Below are 23636 nucleotides of genomic sequence, written 5' to 3' on the forward strand. Positions count from 1 at the left end.
TAAAAACTGGCAGAACAAGCTCAGCAGGCTGCAAGCCAACAGCAAAAGTCGCGGTGGCAACAACACAATGAGTTGCAACGGGGTAATCCTATTCGTACGTTTAAGGGCCCTGAATTTAGCCAGACTCACAAAGGAAAAGGACATGGAAAACTTACTGTTTATATGTAGCCGTAACCAGTGGCGTAGCCCAACGGCAGAAAAGGTATTCAACCAATACAATGGCATTAAAGCCCGCTCTGCAGGCACAAGCCCACGAGCAAGGCACACGGTAACAACGGCTGATATTAATTGGGCAGATATAATTTTTGTAATGGAACATAAGCATAAACAACGCCTTAAAGCGCAGTTTAGCCGTTTATTACAATACAAGCCGATTCAGGTACTCGATATACCCGATGAGTACCAATATATGGATGAGGCACTCATTGAAACTTTAAAGCAGTCAGTCGATCACTATTTCGACCACACTGCATAATAAATAAAACGAGGATAGAACGATGTAATTCCATCAAGGCACAGCAATCCAAACACTTATAGTGACACTACTATGAGTACGTACTGCTGTGTCTATTTCTTTGAAAGCTAAATGAATCTAGCTACTAATTAGAGTAGATATGGAGAAATATGATGAGAATTAAATATCCTCGTACCCCACACCTTCCATGGTCATTAGGGGCTACGAATGACGACGTAAAGCGACGAGATTTAAGCCATTTTGTCGGCAAACAAGTTGTGGTCACGGAAAAAATGGATGGTGAAAATACCACCTTATACAATGACTACATTCATGCAAGATCGATTGATAGCCGCTTTCATCCATCGCGCGCGTGGGTAAAAGCACTGCAAGCGCAAGTCGGTTATAAAATACCAATCGGATGGCGTATTTGTGGTGAGAACCTTTATGCAAGGCATTCAATCTCATACAACAATTTGCCAAGTTATTTTATGGCTTTTTCTGTGTGGAATGAGCTCAATCAGTGTTTAAGTTGGCAAGACACTGAGCAGTTTCTTGCAAGCTTGGGGCTAACAACACCAAAGGAGCTGTATGTTGGTCTTTGGTGTGAGCAAACAATTAAAGCTATTTCGATAGATACAGTGAACCAAGAAGGCTATGTGGTGCGACTTGCTGAAGGTTTTCATTACAAAGATTTTGCAAGTGCGGTAGCTAAGTGGGTTAGAAATAACCATGTAACCACCGAGCAGCATTGGATGTACGCAGACGTTATTGCAAATGGTTTACAAAAATCGGCAGGGGGCAAGCATGGAAAAAGTTGAAAACTGGTTAGCCAGCCTTGAGCTGCAAAATACTCCTAGTTTTGCCGAATGTGTAATGAACCTAGGGTGCTTTTTTCCGTTATTAAATGAATTTGAGCAAACAGAGCAGGATTCAATTTGGCATGCAGAAGGTAATGTCGCAATACATACTGATTTAGTGCTTAAAGCAGTTTATGAGTTGCTTGCTGCTGAGGCTTCTCATATCACAGGTAAAAAGCGACAAGCATTGATTTTATCTGCCTTACTGCATGATATAGCCAAGCCATTGACCACCCGAAAAAAGGAGATTCAAGGTCAGTTAAGGGTTGTAGCTCCGTTACACGAAGAAATTGGTGCAAGTTATTTAGCAACGAAGTTGATAGAGCTTCCGCTTGAGCACAGTGTGATCATGGTAATTATGGGCTTGGTGGGTTTTCATCAAGTGCCAAAACGCCTTGTGATTAAAAATCAAGAGTTTAGTGATTATTTCAAGTTGTCACTAAATGCAGATTTAGAACTTCTCTATTGGCTTGAATTAGCCGATATGCGCGGTCGAGTTTGCAATGACTTGGCAGTACAGCTTGATTTGTTAGAGCAGTATCGCATGTTTGCACAAGATTATGAGTTATGGGGGGTAACTAATCCCACAACTACATATTTAGCGCGGATACAGGTTAAGCCTACTAAGTCAGAGCAAACATTGTTGGATGGTTATGCCATAAAACAGTTAGCTGATGGCGACATTAAGCTTGTCGAAGAAGCCATTGCGAAAAACTATACAACCTGTCAGCAGTACAGTCATTGCTACATTATGTGTGGTATCAGCGGCAGTGGAAAATCAACTTGGATCGCAAATAACTTAGTCGATTTTGAAGTCATCTCACTTGATGACATTAGGGCTGAAATTAACGGTAAACGTAGCTGCCAAAAAAGTCGTGGGCAAGTTTTGCAACTTGCTAAGCAACGCTTTAAAAAGGCACTAGCTGAAAAAAGAAACCTAGTGTGGGATGCCACAAGTACCCGTAAAGACTTTAGAGAACCATTGATTGAGTTAGCTATTAATTACGGGGCATTAGTCACATTAGTGGTATTTCAATTAAGCGCTAAAAGCTTAAAACAATACAACCACAATAGAACGTTTAGCGTCAGTGATGACGTGCAGCAAAATCAGCTTAAAAAGTTTGAATGGCCTTGGCAAAGCCAAACACATAGACAATTAGTGATTGGCGAAGCAGGGCAGCTACTTTATCAATTTGGTCGTTTTTAATTGTTACAAAATAGGCTCGCATTGCGAGCCTATTCTTTGTTTTTTAAGCGCTTATTTAAAAAATAATCTAGATAGAATAGGCCAACACTAATCGTAGGAACGAGCACCCATACAGGGAGTTTTATCAGGCTTCTTAATATCATTATTGGCATCAAGATAATAAATGAAAACGTACCCAGCCCTCCATCATCATAGGAAGTGCCACTCTCCCATGTTAATGAAATCAATCCCGCTATTAATATCAGGCTTGCTAAAATTGCGGGTAAACGCAAAGTAATGAGCTTTTTCATATAATTCCTTTTTAATTTTAAATAACAAAACTATTCGCTCTCGTATCGCATAAGTGTCGTTTTAAACAACTGATTTAAAGCATTAAAATCGACGACTTTCTTCTTTACGTTAGCTGTGTAGTTTTCATGCCGTGTTAACTCTGCTTCGATAAACTCATTAATTACAGGCACAGCTGGCGCGTATTCTTTTTCTAGGCTTATCCGTTTTCGGGCGAGCAAATCTGAAATCGCAGCATCCAATGCAAGGTTCTCTTTGACAAGCTCCCTTAGTTTATCAAACTCAATTGGGGCTGGTTCATCGTATTTTTCGAGCCACATAATCGCCAGTAGTGGTCGTAATACGTAAAAGTATTTTTTCAGCGGAACGCGCTCTTTTTTCAGATACTCTCTAAAGTTACCTTTTGCCATATGCAGGTAATGATAAATGCCTTTATGAGATGACACTATCTGTGGCATTAGTCGCTTTGCATGTGCAGCAAAAAAGCCATCATCAACATACACTATGGGTGATTGTAACCACTCAATAAACGCGGGATTTGATTTGCTGAATAGCTTGAGTGCTTTACGAATATCCCAACCATTTATATCGATTTCATCGACGATTGGGTATTCAATTACATCTCTTTGCTCTTCAACATCAATTGCTACATACCAATCTTTAGCATGCGCATAAATAAAGCGCACATCATAATCACTGTTAGGACTTGCAAATCCCCATGCTCGGCTACCCGACTCAATAGCAAATAACACTTTAACGTTATGTTCTGCTTCTGCGGCTTTTATGCGTCGCATTATTTCAGCTCTTACACTGTCATCGATTGCTGAGTGTGCTGTTGTGTTATTCATTTTGTTTCCTTACTACTTTGCTCTGTGAGGTAATCTCGTAGTTGCTTTATTTCTGCTTCGCGAACTGCTTTTCCGATGGCTATACCGCTTTTACCTTGGCGTATTGCTTGTTGCACAAGTGCTTTTTTATCTAGCTTGTTTAGTTGTTTTACTAAATCCAGTGCAAGTGTTCGTTGCGCATAAGGCCGATGTATAAAACTTGGCCCCCGTCCTTGCGCATCACACTGACACGCATCCAAAAACTGCAAAAACCGCGCAGGCTTATTTTGCGCATTTAGCTTGTCGACAAGTAATTTATGTAATGTTTTTGGTTTTAGCAGTGTGATTTTGTGACAACGCGTATGATTGTCACTGGTTAATGCTGCCAGCTCATAAAATCGTTTAGGTACTTTTAAACGCTGACAAAACGCCTTGATAACTGTCACGCCGCGTTGTTCATGGCCATGTAAATTGCCGTTTAGCTCAAAGCTCGTCGCCTTGCCAAAATCATGCGTTAATGCGGCAAAGCGAGTTTCTACATCAAAATTTAGCTGAGCCGCTCTTTGCAAAACTAAAAGTGTGTGGGTGTAAACATCGCCCTCAGGGTGGTGTTCTTTTGGTTGGGGAACACCACTCATTGCATCTATTTCTGGAAACACACCTAAACCATACAACGTCTTGAAGTAAAGCTCAGGGTGGGGCTCAGCAAGTGCTTTTTCTGTTTCTTTCCAAACCCGTTCTGGCGTTAAAAAAGCTAATTCACCTTGTTGGTGTATTTGCATCATTAATGCCTTGGTATCAGGATGTATACTAAAGCTTTCACCAAAACGAGCTAAAAATCGAGCCACTCTCAATACACGTAATGGATCTTCAGCAAATGCGGCTGATGTATGTCTAAGTACCTTGTTATTTAAATCTTGTTGGCCGTTAAATGGGTCTATAAGCTCGCCATCGGCACTCATCGCCATTGCATTGATAGTTAAGTCCCGTCGCGCAAGGTCATCTTCTAGAGTTACGCTGGTACTGGCATTCACCGTGAACCCTTTGTAGCCACGACCTTGCTTTCGTTCAGTGCGAGCGAGGGCATATTCTTGCTTGGTGGTTGGATGTAAAAATACTGGAAAATCACTACCAACAGTTTCAAAGCCTAGGGCTAACATGGTTTCTGGTGTTTCACCCACAACAACAAAGTCTTGATCAGCGGCAGCTCTGTTTAGCAATTTGTCGCGAACTGCACCGCCGACTAAATAAACATGTTTTAATGTGTTTTCCATTGCCGATCATCCTAATTAGGTATCAGTTAATGATACCTGCCAAAGGTTATCATCAAGCTGAGTAAACGTTATCTTTACATGCAAAAGCGTTTTTATGACCTCTGCATTGGTTAAGCTGTGCAAGCTTGGTTCACTGGTTTTGAACTCGCCTTTACCGGCCAAAGCTAATGGCAAAAGCAGTTGATCTGCCAGATGTTCTTCTACTGCCGCTGCTGATTGGGTAAATTGTGTAACCTGCTCTACTGCTTTCAGAGCCACTTTTTGTGCTGCAATACCATGTTGACCAATAACTTCAAAAATACTGTTATGGGTGTCTGATGTTATCTGTAGCTGCAAGCTGTTTCCTGCTCCAATACTTTCTACACGAGTTATCGTGGTTTCAGCGCCTGTCCAATCAAGGTATTGTTTTGCAGTGCTAATTTCACGCTTCGCAACATGCCCCGGTAACTTGTTAACAAGTACTTTAATCGACTTTTTGGCATCCTTAGTTGGCGGTGCAAAATGCGCAAAGGGCTTTAATGTTTCACACGGGTAAACGGTTAACTGCCATTTGCCACCACCGGCAGGGTAAAAGCCATACTTGGTAACTGTAAGCTCACAATACACCCCCATTTTTGCTAAAGCTGGCAAATAACAGTGCTCAAAAAAGCACAGTGAAGGTGACATACCATTATGTGTGCCACCTTCAAAGGTTATGGTAGAGGGCTGCTTTGCTGTCGCTAATGTCAGTAATACAGTTTGGCATACAAGCGTTGTACTGCCTGCTGTGCCAATCGCAAAGTGATAATCATCCGCTTTTATTTGTTTAGGCGCAAAGCGAATATGGTTTGAGCCTAGTTCAACTCCTGCTGTTTCGGCATCACAGATTTGTTGTGCTGCTAACACACAGGTTAGGTGCTGGCGTAACAGGCCAGGCTTTTTTCGCTTGGCCCGAATATTAACAACTTCAATGGCTTGCTTGGTTAACATTGATAAGGTGAGGGCGGTGCGAAGTACTTGCCCTCCGCCTTCACCTTGTGCACCATCAATTATTAAATAGTTCATTATCATCCTTTTACGCAGACTATTTGTTTTAGCGTATGCACAACCTCAACCAAGTCTTGCTGTGCTGCCATAACCTTTTCGATATCCTTGTACGCATGCGGAATTTCATCAATCACCGCAGCATCTTTGCGGCATTCTACCCCTTGGGTTGCCGCTATTTGATCTTGAATATTAAAGACCTTTTTAGCTTTTGTACGAGACATGACTCGGCCGGCTCCATGACTACAGCTATTAAAGCTATCTGGGTTTCCTAAGCCGCGAACAATAAAAGAGCGCGCTCCCATACTTCCGGGAATGATCCCCATCTCCCCTTTTTGTGCACGTACAGCTCCTTTGCGTGTTACAAAACAATCTTTGCCAAAGTGATGCTCACGCGAGATATAGTTATGATGACAGTTAACAGCAAGCTCCGCGGTTTCAAAAGCGATAGGTATTTGCTTTTTAAGCGCTTTGATAGCGTTAAACATCATGATCTCTCTGTTTTTAGCTGCAAAATCTTGCGCCCATTCCACAGCCTCAACATAGTCATCAAAGTATTCGCTTCCTTCTTTCAGATACGCAAGATCCATATCAGGTAAGTTGATTTGATGACGCTCCATCTCTTTTTTAGCCAGCTCGATAAAGTAAGTGCCTATGCGGTTACCAACTCCTCGGCTACCTGAGTGCAGCATGATCCAAACTGCATTGTTTTCATCTAGGCAGAGCTCTAAAAAATGATTGCCTGTGCCCATCGTACCTAGGTGATTTACATGATTACTGTTTTTAATTGCAGGGTGCTTAGCGCAGATTTTTTCAAACCGCTTCTCAAGTTTTTGCCACTCACCTGCAACAACATCAGGAATATTATGCCAAGCACCTCGGTCGCGAGCCCCTCTACCTCGGCCCGTTCGACCATGTGGTACCGCAGCTTCAAACGCATGACGAATTGCCGCCAGATTATCGGGCAGTTGCGAAGCCGTTAACGTTGTTTTAGTTGCAACCATGCCGCAACCAATATCAACACCTACCGCTGCGGGGATCACTGCATCTACAGAGGGAATGACGCTACCTATTGTTGCTCCTTTCCCCATGTGAACATCTGGCATGACCGCGATATGAGAATGAACTAGCGACATTTGCGCAATATTATTTAATTGAGCAATAGCTGCATCTTCAAACGGTACGCCTTTTGTCCATGCCTTTATAGGTACCTGTCCTTGTTGATCTATTGTGTTGTAGTTATTACACATAATTTGATTCCTTACTCGTCCTAGCCTGTTAGGCTATTTTTACGACCCCGTTCATTAGCCCTTCAAGGCCGCCATAAACAGTTAAGTTATTTATTTTTTCTGCGACTTTCTCTAATGCCTCTAACTCTTTAAGGCGCATTAGCGTCGGGTTGTTCTCAATTACTTTCGCGGTGTTGTGTAAGCTGCGTGTTGCTGATGTTTCTTCACGTCGCTTTATTACATTTGCCTCAGCTGCTTTTTGCGCTTCGACTACTTGATTTAAAATGGCTTTCATCTCGCCCGGTAAAATAATGTCTTTCACACCAACGCCAGATAGAGCAATACCAATCTCCTTAAGTTGTTCAATCACCAGCTCTTTCACTGTTTCATTGATATACAACTTATCTAATAAGATATCATCGAGCGTTTTTGTACCAACCGCTTCTCTGAGTGCTAGTTGTAGAGTTTTGTAGATGAATTCATCCAATTTATCTACGCTCTTTGCTGCAAGCTCAGCATCCATCAGCTTGATATTGGCAGTCAAATTAATGCGTAGGCTAACACGGTCTTTGCTGAGAATTTCTTGCCCAGATACTTCTACGCTTTGTGTTCTACAGTCATAACATTTCACTTCAATATCATGGTTAAATTGCCAATAGGCATGAATGCCTGGCTGCAACTTGCCAATAAAGTGGCCGTTAATGTAAAGTAAACCTACATGCTCTTTCGCGACTTTAAACTCGGCAATCGGTTTGATTGCGACAGTTTTTTCGCTTCTAATTAAGCGAGTTGCGCTATTTGCACCAGCTCGATTAACTAAATTTAATAATTGCTCAGGCACCGCTTGAGTGCTGTTGAGAGTAATTCTTTCAAGTTTTATAGCCCCTGCATCTTGCCAAATATATAAGTGCTCACCAGGAGCGACGATCCCTTGTAGTAAATCATCAACATACAACATACCTAGTTCGTTGTTCTCAAGTTTCCAATGACTTATATGCTGTTGCAAGATTGGATTATTGCGGTACAAACGTTCAGTATTTCGCTCTGAGAAATACAGTGAGTTAATATCAAAGGTGACAAACTCAAGCTGCTTATGAAAATCCCAATAACGATGCTTTCCTGGCGTTAACACGTCTGTTAGTTGCTGGTCTTTAAAAACGAGCACTCTTTGGTTCTCTGCTACTAATTGTGTTTTTCTTAACATGTTCTATTTCCTTATTGATAGTTAGCAAGTGTGTATTTGTTAACTGAAAAAGGCTTTGGGCGTCGCAATAACAGGGAGCATCCGGCTTGCTGTTATCGTTCATGCTTAAGCGTTTATCAGTCAGCGCAAACAACGACTTACTAACATTTAAAGTTACGATTTTGACTAAGGCGGGATTTGAACCCGCAACATCAAAATTGGTTTTGGTGCTCTACCTGTTTGAGCTACTTATAGTATTAAGATGGGAATCGAACCCATGACCGACGAAATCATTTCGCTGCTCTACCTCTGAGCTACATTAATAGTTTTGTGATTAGGCATACGTGTTCACAGTGTGTAACGCACCAGGGTGATATTTGAATCACTCCTAATTAATCACACTTATCTATTCCAAGAGCTGTGCCACAACTAAAAAAGAGTGTTTTTTATTTTTTAACACACTGATTTTTATGTTTTTTATTCTATTTTTGTAGTTTGTGTCGGGTGATGAGGTACTTGACGACAGTGTTATTTGGTATTTAAATGGATACAGTTTCTATCTATAAGGATATATTTTGAAAAGTACGATTGTGGTGAGTATTCTCGGAACTCAATTAGACTATGTGGGTAAGCGCGTAGACCGTTGGGCAAGATGGCGACCCAATGTCAGCTTATGTAGTCAAGAAGAGTTCATCGTTAGTAAGCTGTATATGATGCATGATACTCATAGCTCTCGTTTAGCGAATAATGTTGCAGTAGATATTGAGTCGATTTCCCCAGAAACCACGGTATGCCTTGAAAATATTAACTTTATAGACCCTTGGGATTTTGAAGAGGTTTACGCCAAGCTCTATGATTGGTGTCATCAACAGCGTTTTGATACTGATCAGCACGATTACTTTTTTCATATCACGACTGGCACCCATGTTGTGCAGATATGTATTTTCTTATTAACCGAGAGTGGTCATTTTCCTGGGCGTTTAATTCAAACATCACCCGATAAGCATAATCAAAATAAAGCGACAGGTAAGATTCAAATTATTGATTTGGACTTATCTAAGTATGATCAACTTGCCACTCGTTTTGATAAAGAGCATTTAGAAGGTAATGCATTTTTAAAAGGCGGTATTCAAACTAAAAACAGTGCATTCAATAAGTTGATTGCGCAGATTGAAGTTGTGGCAATTCGTTCAGATGATCCTATGCTTCTGACGGGCCCTACGGGAGCTGGTAAAAGCCAGTTGGCAACGCGAATTTATAAACTGAAAAAGAAGCGCGCCATTTTAAAAGGTGAGCTTGTGTCGGTTAACTGTGCCACGTTACGTGGTGAAAATGCCATGGCTGCTTTGTTTGGCCACACAAAAGGGGCCTTTACTGGTGCTCAAAGAGAGCGAAGCGGTTACTTACTCACTGCAAATAATGGTGTGCTGTTTTTAGATGAAATTGGCGAGCTGGGCTTAGAAGAGCAAGCAATGCTGTTACACGCCATTGAAAATAAGACCTTTCATCCAGTTGGCAGTGATCAAACTGTTGCGAGTGATTTTCAACTCATAGCTGGCACTAACAAAGATTTAAAAGCCGAAGTCGAAAAAGGACTGTTTCGTGAAGATTTATTAGCACGTATCAATTTGTGGAGCTATCAGTTACCGGCATTAAAAGACAGAAAAGAAGATATACCTGCCAATATTGACTATGAAATGGGTTTATTTGAGCAAAAAACTGGGCAGCGAATTCAATTCAATAAAGAAGCAAAGCAGCTGTTTGAGCAGTTTGCTATGTCGAAGCAAGCAGTGTGGCGTGGAAACTTTCGAGATTTAAGCTCTGCAATTACTCGTTTATGTACTTTAGCGAGCTCTTCGCGTATCACTGTGACTGATGTTAATGACGAAATCGCACGGTTACAAGACTCATGGCAATCTAATGTGCAACCTAAAGCGTCTAATCGCCTTGCTCACTATTTGTCAGAAGAGCAAATAGCGAATTTAGATCAGTTTGATATTGCTCAGTTAAATTATGTGCTTAGTATCTGTGAGCAGCATTCAAGCATGGCCTCAGCTGGTCGTGAATTATTTGATGTGAGTCGTACCAAAAAAGCACAAGCCAATGACTCAACTCGATTACAAAAATACTTACGTAAATTCAATTTAGCATGGTCTGACTTAGCTTAAATTATTTGTATATACAAGTTAAATGGTAGTTCTTTTAATTAAAAATAAACCCCGCATTGCTGCGGGGTTTTTTGTTTTTTAACAACCAGTTAAGAATTAAAAGTCAGTCGGCGCTGGTGGCACGGTGAGTGGCTTTTTCGGGTTGTCTTTTAGCTCTTTTAAAAGCTCTTCTACGGCACGTTCAATCGATGGATCTTTACCTTGGTAGATTAACTCTGGGCGGTCAACAACCTTGATGTCTGGGGTGACACCTTCGTTTTCGATGATCCAGTTGCCATCGTTATCTAAAATGCGGAATGTTGCCGCAATAACTTGGCCGCCATCTACTAGGCTTGGGTTACCCGAAATACCAATTAACCCACCCCAAGTACGGGTACCAATAAGCTTACCTAACCCCGCTTGGCGGAAGTAGTAAGGAATAGCATCACCGCCTGAACTTGAGTAACCATTGATCAGCATGGCTTTTGGACCATCATGAGCAAATTGTGGTGTTTTCGTTGGCTCAACACCGCGGCGCTTCCAGTAGTTAAGCGGTTTACGAGCAAGCCAAGTGATCATGTGCTCAGGAATAAAGCCACCGCCATTGTATCGGTCATCAATAATCATGGCGTCTTTGGTAGTTTGCGGCATGTAGTTTTTGAACATGGCGCGGTTACCTTCGTAGGCTGTATTTGGTAAGTGAACATAACCAATACGGCCATTTGATAGCTTATCAACGTAGGCTGCACGAGAGTTAACCCAGTCTAAATAACGCAAACCTTGCTCGCTGGCTACAGGCTTAACGGTAATTTGCCATGCACCTTTGCTGCGCGGCTTACTGTTAAGGACTAGCTCAACTTGCTCACCTTGAGTGTTCTCTAGTAATTCGTAGAAGTTAGCGACGTCTTTTACTGAGCGGCCATTTACGGCAATGATGTAGTCGCCGTTATGTGCTTTTACCCCTGTTGTGCCAAGTGGTGAGCGGAAGTCTTCATGCCAGTTTTCACCTTGGAAGATTTGCTCAATTTTTACGTATCCAGATGGATCGCTGGCAAGTTTTGCACCCAATAAGCCGTGCTTTTTACGCTCTGCTTTAGGCATATCACCCGACTGTACATAAATGTGGCCTGAGTTAATTTCACCTGCGATTTCACTGAGAATGTAATCTAGGTCACTACGGTGTGAGATTGCATCAGCCATAGGTTGATACTTAGCTAAAATTGCGTCCCAATCTTGGCCGTGATGGTTTTCATCATAGAACCAATCACGTAATGTACGCCAGCCTTCAACATACATCTGTTGCCATTCAATTTGCGGCTCAATTTTTAAGGTCATGTTACTAAGATCTAGCTTATTCGCTGCTAGGTCTTGTTTTGCTTTAGGCTCAATTAAGCTGTAATCGTTACCCGCATGCACTAACAGGTGCTCACCGTTGCTCGAAATAGTGTAGCTGCTTACCCCTTTAGCCACAGTTTCAAGCTCGCTGTCGTGAGCTGTGCCTATCAATTGAAGGCCACCATTAGCCAGTGTTAGCACGCCACCTTTTACTGCCGTTAAACCGCGATAATCTCCAGCTGGCGCATTTAAAGCGGTAACGCGCTGCATAAAGTCGCTGCTTTGCAGGGTATTTTTCGCTTTCTTGTCGTCATCTTTTTGTTTATCGCTGACGATTGCTGTTTCGTCACTTTGTAGTGCGATAAGTGGTTTGATGCTGTCATTTACGGCTGCGGCATAAATACGCGTTGCACGATTAAACATGTAGTCAAACTCGTAGCTGCTAAAGGCTAAGTTAAAGTCGCGCTCAGAACTAAAATACAGGTATTGACCATCAGGAGAGAAAGTTGGGTTTTGCTCATTGGTCATTTCATCCGTTAAGCGAGTCACTTTCTTTTTATCAACATTGTAGTGCCACAGTGAGGCATAGCGGTTTTCATTGTTTTTCACATACACAATGTCTTCGCTATTTGGCGACCAAGTATATTGGCGAATGCCTTCTTCATCGTAGATGCTGGTATCAATTTTGTGTTGTTTACCTGATTTTGCATCTATCCACCAGAGTGTGTGGTTTTTATCTGCAAATAACAGTTTTGAGCTATCTGGTGACCAAATAGGTGTAAAACGCCAAATAGTTCCGTTGCTGGTTAGCTGCTTGGTGGCATTATTTTTACTGCGGTCTTTTAAGTAAATTTCGTATTCGCCACTTTCATCGCTCATATAAGCAATATAACGGCCATTTGGCGACCAACTTGCATCAATTTCGCGGCCTTTTGCTGTGTAAGATAAGTTACGTGTTGGGCCTTGTTTAACCGGTACGCTAAATAGCTCACCGCGGGCAGTAAAGAGTGCACGCTTACCATCATGAGAAATCGACATTGAGTCGATAAAGTCACTCACATTTTTTGTGTACGGCATTGCGTATTGACGCACACCAGCAATGTTAATACTTAGCTTGCTGCTTTTTTGAGTTTTTGGATCAAAGCGATAAAGGTAACCACCGTTTTCATAAACAACAGCATTTGGGCCAGCTGATGGCCACAGTACGTCAAAGTCTTTATGGTTGGTTAGCTTTTTCGGCTCAGCGCCTTTTTGGTATTGATACAGGTTAAGGGTGTAATCACGGTCAGACACAAAGTAAATGTTGTCGCCAACCCAGGTTGGTTGCTGATCGGTTGCGCGGTTAGTGGTTAGCTGCTCTGAGGTATTGTTTTTTAGATCGTAAACCCAGACATCTTGTGCACGACCGCCACGGGTACGCTTCCAAGTACGAAATTCACGGTCAATTGGCGTGTAAACATATTTACTACCATCTGGCGAAAGCATACCGCCGCCGGTTTCTGGAATAGCCAGAGGCTGCTCAAGGCCACCGTCAGCAGGCACCATGTATGGACGACCCATACGTTTACCCCACGGTGTGCGGTTAGCACGAAACACCACATTTTTGCCATCTGGTGTCCAATCGAGAACACGATAATCAAAACCGCCGCGTGGTGGCATTGGGCCAACATCGTTGTAATAAGTCAGTTGCTTTAAGCCAGAACCATCGCTGTTAATTACATAAATTTGGCGGCTGCCATTGTACTCGGCTGCAAAGGCAATGCGTTTACCGTCAGGTGAAAACTTAGGGAAGGTTTCAAAGCCAATATGGTCAGTTAAGCGTTTGCTTTCGCCTGTTTGCGTATTAGCAATGTAAATATCGCCACCGTACACAAAGGTAACGTTTTGGTTATGAATATCTGGAAAACGCAGTAAGCGTGTGTCTTTTGTTTCGTAAGCTGATGCCCAAGGTGCCAGTGTCGCAGCCATGGCCAGTGCCAACGTTGTTAGTTTTTTCATGGGATTACATCCTATTTTGGGAACTGTTACATCATAACTATTCAGTTTCAAATAGCGATGCTGATGCGATGAAAGTCTGTTACAAAATATGAATAAAAAAAGGTTGGCAGTAAATGCCAACCTTTGCGAGCTATGTCATACCATAAAACATAACTTCTTAGTGGTCGTGATCGTCACTTTCTTCTGCGATACCTAACCAAGTGATGGCGCTTGGTGCAAAAGTCAGTTCAAGATCACCTTCAATTTCAAGGTCTTCGATATGTACTTTAAGTACGTGCTGAGCGATAGGGTCAGCAACGTAAGCAAACTCACTATTTTGTGACACAGTCATGCTGAAGTTCATGCCCTCTGGCATCATTGTTACGTCTTCTTCAGTGATATCTACTTTACCGGCAAGTTCCCAGTGCATGTGGCCGTCGTGCTCATGGGCTTCAAGCACGTTTAAAAAGCCTAAGCTATCAAGTACTAAAAAGTGCTCACCGCTTGCTGAGAATGAGTAAGATACAGCACTTGCGCCTTCATCAAGTTGCCACTCAAGTACTTCCATTTCAGCTTCGCTTGGATTGATATTTACAAAAACTGCGGCTCCGCCACCATGGCCTGATGCAACGCCAATAAAGCTGTCGCTTGCTTCATGACCATATAAAGTACCGATCCTCAAATCGCCAACCGCTTCAATATTTGCGATTTTTTCTGCATGGTATTCATCGTCATGTTGGTGGGCTACCAGTACACCGTCACCACAACCAAATGCTACATAATTATGGTTTTGCGCTGCACCGTGTAAATCTGGGCAAGTAACTTCAAATGTTTGTTCAAGCTCATATTCACCGTCATGAAGGTGGAAAACACCCACCTGATCCGGCAGGATTTTAGCGTTTGAAGTGCTTTCGCTATCCGCACGACGCAATGTTGCAACTAGGTGCTCGCCACGTGGCTCTGCAACACCATGCATATTGATGTCGTACTGAATACCAGCAAGCGTCTCTGTTTCGTTAGCAATGTCGTTATCGGTTAACACTTCTACAGAGGCAACTGTACCTGCATCGGCATTACCATCGTAAAACACGGCCATTTGACCATCATGTTTAACTATGTGAGTAGGGCGGCTGCCCGTTGTTAGCTCGTAGTCACTAAATGCAGGGCCTTGTTTATAATCATGTAAATGCTCGCCATGATCTTCACGCCATAAACCGCCATCGATAAAGCCTAAGTAATCTTGGCTGCGGTTAGCAATAACTGCATAACGGTAGCTTGGTGAAACATTTAGTGAGCTTGAATCATGGATAAGCGAAAACGTTTCTAGTAATGAGTCGTCATCTAAATCAAAGATATTCGCTTCGTTGCTATCAGCTGCTAAAACCGCTAAACGGCCCATTGAGTCAATGGTATAACCGTCATCATGATCATGGTCATCACCACTGTCGTCAGGAACCTCGATAGGGTCTTTCTCAACAATATTTGTTTCTGCGTCACCACATGCGGTGATCAGGGTGCTACTAATTGCTAGTGCCAATAGTTTAAATCTAAATAAGTGTGTCATGTAGGTTTCCTTTATTTGTAATTTTGTTTTAGAAGTAGCCGCGAACACCAAGCGCAAAACTGCGCCCAGGACGTGGTGCAATATTTTTTAAGAATGAGCTATGAACGCGGGCTTCTGTGTCCGTTAAATTTGTGCCTTTTAAATAAAGCGATAGGTCTTGGTTCAATACCGATAAGTCATAAGAAATACTGGCATCAACAAGGGTATAGCCGTCTGTTGTGGTTTCTTGTTGTGCTATGCGGTCTTGTTCTTGGTAGCGCGTAACGTGAATATTTGCCGTTAGGTTTTCGGTTTGATAGCTAAACTCAGTACCAAAACGCAGTGGTGGAGTGCGTGGTAAATCTCCACCGTCTTTTAATCGCGCGCGTACATAATCAGAGAATAAGTCGAGTTTAAATTCGTCGGTTAGCTGCCAAGCAACTTGCGCTTCAAAACCATGCAAAATCACATCGTCTGTTTTAAATAAATAAACCGGTAGTTCAGATGAATGATCGTGCTCTTCTTCGTGATTATGTTCGTCGCCATGGTCGTGATCATGACCGCTTTCAGCGTATAGGCCTGTGTTGAACTGGTAATAATAGTTATCTACTTGGTTGTAAAAAGCATTGAAGATAAAGCCAACATCACCCTCTGTTTTACGGAATGTCAGGTCGATATTATTTGCCGTTTCTAAATCGATAGCCTCTTCTGATAGCTCAAAATGACCATCATGAGTGTCGAATAGCGCACCAACTTCATAAGTTGCAGTACCAATGTGTGGGCCGAAAGATAACAGCTCAGAAGCAGACGGAGCACGCTCAGAACGCGATACCGATAAACCTAGGTTATAACCCGGTGTAAAATCCCATACCACACCTGTTGATAAGCTTACCGGTGTAAACTCTTGGGCAACATCAAATACGCGTGTGTAGTTTGATTCTTCGTGGTCATGATCATGGTCGTGCTCATCACCGTCTTCATCATGTGCATGGGCATCGATCTCAGGTAACAGCACATTATTAGCATCAATAGTAACTCGCTCAACACGGCCACCTAATTGCACTAAAAAATCGCCAAAATGCTTTTCTTCCATAATTGCAAAAGCAATACTTTCAGTAACAGAAGGAGGGGTGAATGCTTCTGAGCCTTGTGCTTCTACATCACTTTTTTTGTAATGAAAACTAACGCCACCATTCCACTCATCAAATTGGCTATGCAGAATGTCAACGCGCAGCTCATTGGTTTCGTTTTTGAAAGTTGTGCCTACAGCACCGTGCTCGATTTCAGCGTGTTCGTAGTCTGTGTGGCCTGCACGTAAGTTAATTTTGCTTAGCCACTCACTGTCGATATTGTATTCACCAAGTAGCTGGATTTTGGTTTGTTCAAGGTCAGCAAAAACAGCTTCTTCTTCGCTGTGCTCTTCTTCGTGATCATGCTCTTCTTCTTCACCATGAGTATGGCCAGGAATACCGTATTGGCGGTTAAACTGCTCAACCGCAACACCAAGGTAACCTTGCTCGAATAAGTAGCTAGTGCCTACAGTAAAGCCATCTGAGTCTTCATTACTGTTTTCTACTACGTACTTTGAGCTGTGCTCTGTGTCGTCAATATCGGCGGCAACAGGTACTTCGTAATCGTCTGATTCACGCCAGAATGCATCAGCATAAAAGGCAAATGACTCTGTTCCTGTGGTGGCATTAAACGAAGCAACTTTTTGCTCATCTACAGAGTTATGTTCTAGGTTCCATTCACCACGTGTTGTGCTGTCTGTTGGTACTCGGCTATCAACTACGTTGACGACACCACCAATTGCACCGCTGCCATAAAATAGAGTTGCTGGGCCACGTAATACTTCAATTTGCTGCGCTGTTGATGCTTCCGATGCCACTGAGTGATCAGGGCCAACACGTGACACATCACTTACATCTAAGCCATTTTGCGTAATTAAAACACGTGGGCCGCTCAAACCACGGATCACAGGCGTACTGGCAACCTTGGCATGAAAGTTTGTGTTAACGCCCGGTAGTTTTTCGAGGCTATCGCCAAGCGTTGATGCTTGTTGGCGTCTTAATTGTTCGCCAGATAACACACTAACAGGTGAGGCAGATTCCATTGCCGACATATGAATCGGCGTTGCTTCAACATCAATCACTTCTATCGGTGAGCGTTTTAGATTAAAGGTTGTGCTGTGGTCTTGGTCATTGGCAAGTGTGATATCTCGATGTAAGTGAGCATAACCTGGCGCTGAAATATGCAGCTCTTTTAAGCCGTTATTTAAGCCACTGATTTCAAACTCACCTTTGTTGTTAGTTGTTACTTTTTGATCAGAGCCTTCAAGGTCAACTGTGGCATTAGCCACCGCTTTACCTTGGTTATTTAAAACAACGCCTTTGATTGATTGTGCCAAAACACTGGCTGGTAATAACGCTGCTATGACGACAGCCACTCTTGAGATGTTATTCATTATTCACCACTATAGATATGTTATAATGTATCAATTGTGCTTTAATTGTTATAATGTATCAAGTGTGAATCGACGAATGAGTTTTATTCTTTTTTGTAACAGCATGTTTAAAGTGAGGTAAATGGAGTGATTGGGGTTATGAAAGCAGCAAAATTAGCAGTGATATGCTTTATGGTTGGATGTATTTTTTCAGCTCAAGGGCATCAACACCATCATCATTCACATGGTGAGGGAGTGCTTTTTGTGGTTCATGATCAAGACAAGTGGCAGGTTAAGTTCATTTTACCGGCTGGAGATATTTTTGGCTTTGAGCATCAGCCCGAAACAGCTGAGCAAAAGCAAACTATTAAACAAACGTTAGCCCAATTAGCAAATTCACAGCAGTTAGTGACATTTAACGGCGAATGTAAGCTTACTCAAGCAAATTTTGAAAACCCATTTGAGCATCACACTCATCATGCACATCAAGACTTAGAAGTTGAATACTCGTTTAACTGTGATAAGCCCGTCTCTAAAGTCACAGTTACTTTATTTGCATGGGCTGAAGCAATATCTGTTATCGAAGCACAGTGGATCACAGAGCAAGCGCAAGGGATAGCAGAGCTGACAGCAACAAAACCTTATATTGAGTGGCCGCTATGAATAAACAGCGATTAACCAGCAAACTTAATAAAGCGAAGCAGGTTTGCCTTGAGCATGGCAGAAAGTTCACCATTCAGCGCAAGCAAATACTGCAAATATTACTAACCACAGACGTGCCGCTATCGGCCTACGAATTGGCCAGTTGCTACAAGCTGCGCACAAGTTCAAGTGTATCTGTTATGTCTGTTTATCGAATCTTGAGCTTTTTGGAGTCGGTAAACCTTGTTCGCAGGCTTAATAGTGCTAACAAATATATCGCTTACGGTACCGACAGTGAGGTTTTTAAGCGTGAGACTTCTTTGTTTTTAATTTGCCGTCATTGCCAAAAAGTTGAGACTTTAGCGGTTTCACAGAGTGACGTTGCAAAGCTTTTCCCTCATTTTGATGATGCAGGTTTTACCTCACAAACAAAGCAATTTGAAATGCTGGGAGTATGCAATGAGTGCCAAGCAAAACTTGCTTGATGCACTTTTTATAATTCATGTGTTCAATTTTGTAGGAATTATTCAGTGAAATTACAAGAAATAATGGACAAGTTTGCCATCGGGTTATCAGCTATGTGTGCTATTCACTGTTTAGCTGTGCCTGTGTTATTGGTTTTATTACCAAGTGCTGCAGCACTGGGTTTAGGTAACGAGCAATTTCATTTTTGGATGTTAGTTGCGGTACTGCCAAGCAGCTTATTAGCACTATTTTTAGGGTGTAAAAAACATAAACGTTATCGATTATTGATGCTAGGTGGTGCAGGGCTGGTGTTGTTGTCTGCAGCGGTGCTGCTTGGCGAAAATGTTATTGGTGAGGCTGGCGAAAAAGTACTTACTTTATTGGGTTCGCTCTTTGTCGTCACCGGGCACTGGTTTAACTTTCGCTTGTGTGGGAAAAAACGAGGGACTGAGTGTCTAAGCTCGTAAAGATATAAACTTGTTGACCAACCATTGTGTTGGCCAACAAGCTAATTCAGCAAAACTGAATTACTTGTAGAATACTTCTACAGTGCCTTTTACTTTTAATAGTAAAGGTTGGCCGCGGCGATCAAGTGCTTTTGGAGAAGCGACTTTGATCCAGCCTTCGCTGATATTATATTCTTCAACGTCAAAACGCTCTTTGCCGTTAAGTTTTACACCAATTTCATGCTCGAAAACTTCTTCCACATAAAATTTACTACGTGGATTGATAGAAAGTTGGTTTGGTAATTCTGGTTTTTGTGTATCAGTCATAGTTGCGATCTGCATTGAATAAATTGTGCGCCATTGTAGGCAATAGCTGGCATTGGCTCAAGTATCTACACGGCAAATTTATTGTTTACTCGCAGGCTTGTTCTGAATGCTCAACGCACATGGCAACGGCTTCACTCTTTTTGTCGAAGTCGTGTGTTAAGCAGTAGTCAAAACGCATGGTTAACTCAATCACTTGTTCATCCGTGCGCTCTGGCCATTGCCAGTCTCTCACTATTTGCCTTGCTGCCTTTCTAACGTCTTTACTAAAGCGCTTAGGTGCTGAATTTTCAATATTTAAGTTTTTCACATTGCCTTCTGGCGTTACCTGAAAGTTGACAATAGCGCAGCCACTGCCTTGTCTATTTAGCAGCCCTGTCGGGTATTGTACATGGTGCATTGGTGGCAGCCGTTGCCAGCTAGGCTTATCTGTAGTGGTATCTAGTACCTGCGCTTGAATATCAACAAATGGAAATTTACGTGATAAATCAGGGTTTGCGAATGAGCTGATTGATGCGCATACGAGCGTTAATGCTAAAAGTGATTTATACATAGTTTTCCTTAACTTGTTTGTTTTTTAATCTACCCCAAATTTAGCGTTAAAAATTATCTTTGTAAACTAGAGGCTTAGCTAAAAGTTAAGGGGTAAATGTATTGTTATACTATAACCTATTTCTTATTTGTGTTATTTTATAACAAATCATTTCTCTTAACTTTTACAATCAGACCTTATGAAGTACTCAACTCTTAGTTTAGCCTTAGCTGCGGCGCTTGCAGCGAATACACATGCAGCTGATAACAGCGATATCGAAACGATCACCATTGAACATAAACAGGCGTTTCGTGGTGATATTCCAACTAAAGATTTACCGCAATCGATCACCACATTAAGTAAAGACATGATGACTGATAACGGTATTACAAAGTTTCGTGATGCACTGGATTTTTCTGCCAGTATTACTCGTAAGAATAATGGCGGAGCACTGTGGGATAGCTATTCAATTCGTGGTTTGTCAGGTAACGAAAATATGCCGTCTGGGTACTTAGTTAACGGTTTTAGTGGTGGTCGCGGCTTTGCAGGCCCACGTGATGTATCAAACATTGAATACATCGAAGTATTAAAAGGACCTGGCTCGGCACTCTATGGCCGTTCGGAGCCGGGTGGTACAGTAAACATTATTACTAAAAAGCCACAGTTTTATCAGCAAGGGCAACTTCAAGCTGAGTTCGGTAGCGATGATCACAAGCGTATTCAAGGTGATTACACTAATGGTTTAAGCGATGATTTAGCGTTTCGTATCAATGGCGCATGGCAAGATAGTGACAGCTTCAGAGACTATGTACACCACGACAAATTCGTGATTACGCCTTCGCTTTATTATCAAATCAACGATAACTCATCGCTGACTTATGAGTTTGAGTATGTTGACCAACAGCAAATGTATGACCGCGGTATTGTGGTGTTAAATGGTGATTTTGATACCGTGCCTGAGTCACGCTTTTTAGGTAACCCAAATGATGCACCAACCAAAGTGCACTCACGCGGCCATCAATTAAATTACAGCAACGACCTTAACCAAGATTGGAGCTTGTTATTAGGTGCTAGTTACCGTACTGCAACGTTAACGGGTTATTCGTCAGATGCTGAGCTTTCACCATCGCGTCAGTCATTATTTGATGATGGTAGAACTTTAACTCGCCAGCACAGATACCGTGACTATGAGTCTGATGATTTATCGCTGCGTTTTGAATTAAGCGGTCACTTTGATGTTGCCGGTATTACTAATCATGTACTGATTGGTGTTGATGGTTACGACTATGAGCTGCGCACTGGGCTTTATCGCTACCGTGGTGGTAATGGCACTTACACCATTGATATTTATGATCCAGAGTACAGCACTACTGAAGGCCCTGAAGTGGGCATGCAGTACGAAAATAACGAACAGCAAAATGCGTACGGTATTTACCTGCAAGACCAACTAGATCTAACCGATAACTTAAAAGTGATGTTAGGTCTGCGTTTTGATGAAATTGATCAAGATATCTTTGAAACTAAGTCTGGTGTGGCATCAAACAGCAAAGAAAACCGCATTAGTCCACGTTTTGGTGTGGTTTACGCACTTAATGACGACATTAACCTTTACTCAAGCTATTCAGAAGGCTTTTTACCACTGAGTGGCACCGATGCAGAAGGTAATCCATTCGGTTTTGAAGAAAGTGACTCGTTTGAAGTGGGTGTTAAATTTAGCTACGCCAATATCAGCGGTACGCTTGCTTATTTTGATGCAAGCAAGAGCAACATGCTGGTGGCAGACCCAGTAAATGTGGGTTATTCAACACCTGTAGGTAAAGCAAATAGCACAGGTTTTGAGTTAGATTTAACAGGTTCATTGGATGACAATACCGAGTACAACCTATCTTATGCCTATGTTGATGCCGAGACTGCAAAAGACAGTCTAAATGTTGATTGGTTAGTGCCAATTCCTAAGGGCAGTCCACTTGTGAACGTACCAAAGAATAACCTTTCGATTGGCTTAAACCATGACCTAAGTGTATTCGCACAAGAAATAAAGATTGGTGGTCATTATCAATATGTGTCTGACCGCTTAGGCGACCCAGCTGATCTCACTTTCCGTTTACCGAGTTACCAAACTGTTGGTTTATTTGCTAAATGGCGAGCGACTGAACGTACTACGGTATCATTAAATGTCGATAACGTGTTTGATGAGCAGTATATTGCTAGTTCTTACAATGCATTGTGGGCTTACCCGGGTGCGCCGACGCAATTTAAACTTGGCGTAAGCTATGACTTCTGAGCAAGTTAAAAGCCGTATTCACAGTATCGACATCATGCGTGGTGTCGTTATTCTGCTGATGTTACTTGATCATGTGCGAGAGCGTTTTTTTTTGCACATGCAGGTGGCCGATCCCATGGTGGTTGATACCACTTCGCCGGGGCTTTTTTGGAGCCGCTTTGCGGCACACTTTTGTGCGCCAACCTTTATCTTTTTAACCGGTTTGTCGGCTTGGCTTTATAGTCATCCAGCAAGTGGCGTGGCGCGCTCAGCACGAAGCTTTTTAATCAAGCGAGGGCTTTTTTTAATCGCCCTCGAAGTGACCCTGATTTGTTTTTCGTGGATGGGTTACTACCATACCATTTGGCTACAAGTGATGTGGGCGATTGGCCTTTGTATGCTGGTGTTAGCAGCATTGATTAAGCTGCCACGCAACCTATTGCTGGTGCTTGGTTTAGTTATTGTATTTGGTCACAACTTACTGACTCCAATCAGCTTTACGCCCGATGAGTTTGGTTACTCGCTGTGGACGATTTTGCATGACCGAGGCTATCTATCACAAGGTGGTTTAATCGACGTCAAAATTAGCTACCCAGTGCTGCCTTGGATTGGCGTAATTTTGTTGGGTTACTGTGCAGGTCCTTTATATGCACACACTCAATCGGCAGATTCGCGTAAACGAGCATTACTGCTGTTAACCCTGTTATGTGTGGGATTATTTGCGCTGCTGCGTGGTTTTAATATTTATGGTGAAACCTTGCCATGGCAAACGTTTAGTACCACAACCGAAACCATGATGTCGGTGTTTAACGTGACTAAGTACCCACCGTCACTGAGCTTTTTGCTGATCACGTTAGCAGGCATGTTTGTTGGCTTATGGTTATTTGAAAGACCACTCAACCGCTTTACTAATGCGCTACGTGTATATGGCTCTGTGCCTATGTTCTTTTATATTTTCCACCTCTATGTACTGCTCTTTATGTATCAAATAGGCATGCTGATCTGGGGGGCAAATCAAGGACAATATTTAGGAGTCAGTGATATATCAGGTATTTGGTTTATTACTTTGTTGTTGGCAGTAGGGCTTTATTGGCCAACCAAGAAGTTTAGTGAATACAAGCGTAAGGCTAACAAGCCTTGGTTAAAGTATTTATAACGAAAAATGCCGATATGC

Annotated in this window: 20 protein-coding genes and 1 tRNA gene; 9 read left to right on the top strand and 12 right to left on the bottom strand. The window is 42.3% G+C overall.

All coding sequences use genetic code 11. The features are described from left to right. The first annotated feature begins 142 nt into the window (after positions 1–142). The 3 genes from EXT43_RS14840 to EXT43_RS14850 all read left to right on the top strand — a co-directional run bounded on the left by EXT43_RS14840 (position 143) and on the right by EXT43_RS14850 (position 2521). A complete protein-coding gene (locus EXT43_RS14840; RefSeq protein WP_130167312.1) occupies positions 143–475 on the top strand; it encodes a phosphotyrosine protein phosphatase in 333 nt (110 codons plus the stop codon). 149 nt (positions 476–624) lie between these two features. Beyond that, on the top strand, positions 625–1275 hold the full coding sequence (locus EXT43_RS14845) for an RNA ligase family protein (RefSeq protein ID WP_240701509.1): 651 nt from the start codon (positions 625–627) through the stop codon (positions 1273–1275). Further along, positions 1262–2521, top strand: a complete 1260-nt coding sequence (locus EXT43_RS14850) for an AAA family ATPase (protein WP_165385109.1) — start codon at positions 1262–1264, stop codon at positions 2519–2521. Before EXT43_RS14845 ends, EXT43_RS14850 begins: the two co-directional genes overlap by 14 nt. A gap of 29 nt (positions 2522–2550) precedes the next feature. Here EXT43_RS14850 and EXT43_RS14855 read toward each other — a convergent pair whose 3' ends face one another. The 7 genes from EXT43_RS14855 to EXT43_RS20705 form a co-directional block, all read right to left on the bottom strand. After that, positions 2551–2811, bottom strand: a complete 261-nt coding sequence (locus EXT43_RS14855; protein WP_130167314.1) for a hypothetical protein — start codon at positions 2809–2811, stop codon at positions 2551–2553. Positions 2812–2841: 30 nt separating this feature from the next. After that, positions 2842–3657 (bottom strand): nucleotidyltransferase domain-containing protein, encoded by an 816-nt coding sequence (locus EXT43_RS14860; RefSeq protein WP_130167315.1) that lies wholly within the window; start codon positions 3655–3657, stop codon positions 2842–2844. Beyond that, positions 3654–4910, bottom strand: a complete 1257-nt coding sequence (locus tag EXT43_RS14865; RefSeq protein ID WP_130167316.1) for a multifunctional CCA addition/repair protein — start codon at positions 4908–4910, stop codon at positions 3654–3656. Before EXT43_RS14865 ends, EXT43_RS14860 begins: the two co-directional genes overlap by 4 nt. Before the next feature lie 15 nt (positions 4911–4925). Next, positions 4926–5954, bottom strand: coding sequence for an RNA 3'-terminal phosphate cyclase (gene rtcA, locus EXT43_RS14870; RefSeq protein WP_165385110.1), 1029 nt, complete (start codon positions 5952–5954; stop codon positions 4926–4928). Positions 5955–5956: 2 nt separating this feature from the next. Continuing rightward, positions 5957–7183, bottom strand: coding sequence for an RtcB family protein (locus EXT43_RS14875; RefSeq protein ID WP_130167318.1), 1227 nt, complete (start codon positions 7181–7183; stop codon positions 5957–5959). A 28-nt stretch (positions 7184–7211) separates the two neighbouring features. Continuing rightward, entirely contained in the window at positions 7212–8366 is a 1155-nt protein-coding gene (locus EXT43_RS14880; protein ID WP_130167319.1) for a slipin family protein, read from the bottom strand. Between the two features lie 233 nt (positions 8367–8599). Continuing rightward, positions 8600–8670: transfer RNA gene (locus tag EXT43_RS20705), tRNA-Ser, on the bottom strand. Between the two features lie 250 nt (positions 8671–8920). On the opposite strand from EXT43_RS20705, the gene rtcR reads away from it, so the two are divergent. Continuing rightward, entirely contained in the window at positions 8921–10513 is a 1593-nt protein-coding gene (rtcR, locus tag EXT43_RS14890) for an RNA repair transcriptional activator RtcR (protein WP_240701510.1), read from the top strand. A 96-nt stretch (positions 10514–10609) separates the two neighbouring features. Here rtcR and EXT43_RS14895 read toward each other — a convergent pair whose 3' ends face one another. From EXT43_RS14895 to EXT43_RS14905, 3 genes are all read right to left on the bottom strand, one after another. Beyond that, positions 10610–13825: a S41 family peptidase gene (locus EXT43_RS14895; RefSeq protein ID WP_130167321.1), complete on the bottom strand. Its 3216-nt coding sequence runs from the start codon at positions 13823–13825 to the stop codon at positions 10610–10612. A 157-nt stretch (positions 13826–13982) separates the two neighbouring features. Then, positions 13983–15368, bottom strand: a complete 1386-nt coding sequence (locus EXT43_RS14900) for a 5-methyltetrahydrofolate--homocysteine methyltransferase (RefSeq protein ID WP_130167322.1) — start codon at positions 15366–15368, stop codon at positions 13983–13985. A 28-nt stretch (positions 15369–15396) separates the two neighbouring features. Next, complete coding sequence (locus EXT43_RS14905) at positions 15397–17811, bottom strand: TonB-dependent receptor (RefSeq protein WP_130167323.1); 2415 nt, start codon at positions 17809–17811, stop codon at positions 15397–15399. Positions 17812–17949: 138 nt separating this feature from the next. Between EXT43_RS14905 and EXT43_RS14910 the strand changes: the two genes are divergently transcribed. The 3 genes from EXT43_RS14910 to EXT43_RS14920 are packed head-to-tail and all read left to right on the top strand — an operon-like array spanning position 17950 to position 19364. Continuing rightward, positions 17950–18453: a DUF2796 domain-containing protein gene (locus EXT43_RS14910; protein ID WP_130167324.1), complete on the top strand. Its 504-nt coding sequence runs from the start codon at positions 17950–17952 to the stop codon at positions 18451–18453. Then, a complete protein-coding gene (locus tag EXT43_RS14915) occupies positions 18450–18917 on the top strand; it encodes a transcriptional repressor (RefSeq protein ID WP_130167325.1) in 468 nt (155 codons plus the stop codon). The genes EXT43_RS14910 and EXT43_RS14915 overlap by 4 nt, the downstream gene beginning before the upstream one ends. 45 nt (positions 18918–18962) lie before the next feature. Next, positions 18963–19364: a MerC domain-containing protein gene (locus tag EXT43_RS14920; RefSeq protein WP_130167326.1), complete on the top strand. Its 402-nt coding sequence runs from the start codon at positions 18963–18965 to the stop codon at positions 19362–19364. Between the two features lie 60 nt (positions 19365–19424). Here the strand turns inward: EXT43_RS14920 and EXT43_RS14925 are convergent, their stop codons facing one another. Then, entirely contained in the window at positions 19425–19670 is a 246-nt protein-coding gene (locus EXT43_RS14925) for a DUF3297 family protein (protein ID WP_171037140.1), read from the bottom strand. A gap of 85 nt (positions 19671–19755) precedes the next feature. Continuing rightward, positions 19756–20220: an energy transducer TonB gene (locus EXT43_RS14930; protein WP_058586016.1), complete on the bottom strand. Its 465-nt coding sequence runs from the start codon at positions 20218–20220 to the stop codon at positions 19756–19758. 178 nt (positions 20221–20398) lie between these two features. On the opposite strand from EXT43_RS14930, the gene EXT43_RS14935 reads away from it, so the two are divergent. Both EXT43_RS14935 and EXT43_RS14940 read left to right on the top strand, forming a co-directional pair. Then, positions 20399–22483, top strand: a complete 2085-nt coding sequence (locus tag EXT43_RS14935) for a TonB-dependent siderophore receptor (protein ID WP_130167327.1) — start codon at positions 20399–20401, stop codon at positions 22481–22483. Next, positions 22473–23618 carry a heparan-alpha-glucosaminide N-acetyltransferase domain-containing protein gene (locus EXT43_RS14940; RefSeq protein WP_130167328.1) on the top strand — a complete coding sequence of 382 codons (1146 nt, stop codon included), beginning with the start codon at positions 22473–22475 and terminating at the stop codon, positions 23616–23618. Before EXT43_RS14935 ends, EXT43_RS14940 begins: the two co-directional genes overlap by 11 nt. Positions 23619–23636: the final 18 nt, after the last annotated feature.

Source organism: Pseudoalteromonas sp. CO109Y (assembly GCF_004208935.1).
GTDB classification, from domain to species: domain Bacteria; phylum Pseudomonadota; class Gammaproteobacteria; order Enterobacterales; family Alteromonadaceae; genus Pseudoalteromonas; species Pseudoalteromonas shioyasakiensis.